This window comes from Nostoc sp. 'Peltigera membranacea cyanobiont' 213, assembly GCF_002245975.1.
GTDB lineage: Bacteria > Cyanobacteriota > Cyanobacteriia > Cyanobacteriales > Nostocaceae > Nostoc.
In genome coordinates this window covers 2,501-5,607 of the sequence record NZ_NOLI01000244.1, presented here as the reverse complement: position 1 = coordinate 5,607, position 3,107 = coordinate 2,501, and the positions used below count along the sequence as shown (strand labels likewise).

General features: G+C 49.6%; 2 tRNA genes and 2 rRNA genes (1 of these 4 cut by a window edge). All 4 read left to right on the top strand.

Annotated elements, in window-relative coordinates:
• Positions 1–204: 204 nt before the first annotated feature.
• A 16S ribosomal RNA gene (locus tag CDG77_RS33060) occupies positions 205–1,693 on the top strand.
• 135 nt (positions 1,694–1,828) lie between these two features.
• Positions 1,829–1,902, top strand: a tRNA-Ile gene (locus tag CDG77_RS33055).
• Positions 1,903–1,982: 80 nt separating this feature from the next.
• Positions 1,983–2,055 (top strand) — tRNA-Ala (locus CDG77_RS33050).
• A gap of 256 nt (positions 2,056–2,311) precedes the next feature.
• A 23S ribosomal RNA gene (locus tag CDG77_RS33045) occupies positions 2,312–3,107 on the top strand; it runs 2,094 nt beyond the window's last position.
• The 16S and 23S rRNA genes sit together here with 2 tRNA genes alongside, the layout of an rRNA operon.

Genomic DNA, 3,107 nt, shown 5'->3' with positions numbered 1-3,107 from the left:
AAAAGTAGTTGACATGAGGAGATAGGTTCGGTATATTGAATAAGTGCCTGAAGCGGAGCGTTGAAAAGCGACGCTTTAAGGGATACCGAACCTTGAAAATATTATAGTTTGAAAGCAATTATACAGCAAGTGTATTGCGTCAAGAAAATAAAGATAACTAAGCTGAAGTTAAAAAAGAGCAGCTAATGAGCTTACAAACAAACCAAAACGGAGAGTTTGATCCTGGCTCAGGATGAACGCTGGCGGTATGCTTAACACATGCAAGTCGAACGGTGCTTTCGGGCACAGTGGCGGACGGGTGAGTAACGCGTGAGAATCTGGCTCTAGGTCTGGGACAACCACTGGAAACGGTGGCTAATACCGGATGTGCCGAGAGGTGAAAGGTTAACTGCCTAGAGATGAGCTCGCGTCTGATTAGCTAGTTGGAAGTGTAATGGACTCCCAAGGCGACGATCAGTAGCTGGTCTGAGAGGACGATCAGCCACACTGGGACTGAGACACGGCCCAGACTCCTACGGGAGGCAGCAGTGGGGAATTTTCCGCAATGGGCGAAAGCCTGACGGAGCAATACCGCGTGAGGGAGGAAGGCTCTTGGGTCGTAAACCTCTTTTCTCAGGGAAGAACAAAATGACGGTACCTGAGGAATAAGCATCGGCTAACTCCGTGCCAGCAGCCGCGGTAATACGGAGGATGCAAGCGTTATCCGGAATGATTGGGCGTAAAGCGTCCGCAGGTGGCTATGTAAGTCTGCTGTTAAAGAGTCTAGCTCAACTAGATAAGAGCAGTGGAAACTACAAGGCTAGAGTACGTTCGGGGCAGAGGGAATTCCTGGTGTAGCGGTGAAATGCGTAGAGATCAGGAAGAACACCGGTGGCGAAGGCGCTCTGCTAGGCCGTAACTGACACTGAGGGACGAAAGCTAGGGGAGCGAATGGGATTAGATACCCCAGTAGTCCTAGCCGTAAACGATGGATACTAGGCGTGGCTTGTATCGACCCGAGCCGTGCCGTAGCTAACGCGTTAAGTATCCCGCCTGGGGAGTACGCCGGCAACGGTGAAACTCAAAGGAATTGACGGGGGCCCGCACAAGCGGTGGAGTATGTGGTTTAATTCGATGCAACGCGAAGAACCTTACCAAGGCTTGACATGTCGCGAATCTTCTTGAAAGGGAAGAGTGCCTTCGGGAGCGCGAACACAGGTGGTGCATGGCTGTCGTCAGCTCGTGTCGTGAGATGTTGGGTTAAGTCCCGCAACGAGCGCAACCCTCGTTTTTAGTTGCCAGCATTAAGTTGGGCACTCTAGAGAGACTGCCGGTGACAAACCGGAGGAAGGTGGGGATGACGTCAAGTCAGCATGCCCCTTACGCCTTGGGCTACACACGTACTACAATGCTCCGGACAGAGGGCAGCAAGCATGCGAATGCAAGCAAATCCCGGAAACCGGAGCTCAGTTCAGATCGCAGGCTGCAACTCGCCTGCGTGAAGGAGGAATCGCTAGTAATTGCAGGTCAGCATACTGCAGTGAATTCGTTCCCGGGCCTTGTACACACCGCCCGTCACACCATGGAAGCTGGTAGTGCCCGAAGTCATTACTCCAACCCTTCGGGGAGGAGGATGCCTAAGGCAGGACTGGTGACTGGGGTGAAGTCGTAACAAGGTAGCCGTACCGGAAGGTGTGGCTGGATCACCTCCTTTTTAGGGAGACCTACACCCCTTACAGTTCGAAAAGCAAACAGCTATATAGAACGTAAGTTGGTCTAACCTAGGTCGGTCGCAGACATTTGCATCATGTATTTTGAAAGCTTTCAAACTATGATTTGGTTCGTTTATGGGCTATTAGCTCAGGTGGTTAGAGCGCACCCCTGATAAGGGTGAGGTCCCTGGTTCGAGTCCAGGATGGCCCACCTGAAAGTAATTAGTAATTGCCAATTCGCAATTCGTAATTAAAGACGAGTTAAGAGTTGTGAGTTAAGAATTATAATCTGGGGGTTTAGCTCAGTTGGTAGAGCGCCTGCTTTGCAAGCAGGATGTCAGCGGTTCGAGTCCGCTAACCTCCACCTGTGGCAAGATTGCCATTGAAAAAAATATTGAGAGTTCAGCAACATGACTTAAGAGTCAGACTGCTGAGTTAGTCCTCAGCCAGAACCTTGAAAACTGCATAGTAACGCAAAATTAGCAGGCAGACACAGACATTCTTAGTGATGAGTGCCCAGTGCTGAGTAGTGAGTAAAATCAGTGCGAAGTAACGAGGTAATCAGAACTAACTATTTGCTCTTGTGAAGGCAAGTTATAAAAAGACCAAATGTATTGAGTGGTCAAGCTAATAAGGGCTAACGGTGGATACCTAGGCACACAGAGGCGATGAAGGACGTGGTTACCGACGATATGCTCCGGGGAGTTGGAAGCAAACTATGAGCCGGAGATTTCCGAATGGGGCAACCCTTAATACTACCTGCTGAATATATAGGCAGGAGAGAGCCAACCCAGCGAATTGAAACATCTTAGTAGCTGGAGGAAGAGAAATCAAAACAGAGATTCCCTAAGTAGTGGTGAGCGAAAGGGGAAGAGCCTAAACCAATTGGTTTACCGATTGGGGTAGTGGGACAGCAATATCGAATCTAGAGACTAGACGAAGCAGCTAAATACTGCACCAAAGAAGGTGAAAGTCCTGTAGTCGAAAGTTAAAGGATAGTAGCTGAATCCCGAGTAGCATGGGGCACGAGGAATCCCATGTGAATCAGCGAGGACCACCTCGTAAGGCTAAATACTACTGTGTGACCGATAGTGAACCAGTACCGCGAGGGAAAGGTGAAAAGAACCCCGGAAGGGGAGTGAAATAGAACATGAAACCGTTAGCTTACAAGCAGTGGGAGGACTATTTAAAAGTCTGACCGCGTGCCTGTTGAAGAATGAGCCGGCGACTTATAGGCACTGGTAGGTTAAAGCGAGAATGCTGGAGCCAAAGGGAAACCGAGTCTGAAAAGGGCGATAATCAGTGTTTATAGACCCGAACCCTGGTGATCTAACCATGGCCAGGATGAAGCTTGGGTAACACCAAGTGGAGGTCCGCACCGACTGATGTTGAAAAATCAGCGGATGAGTTGTGGTT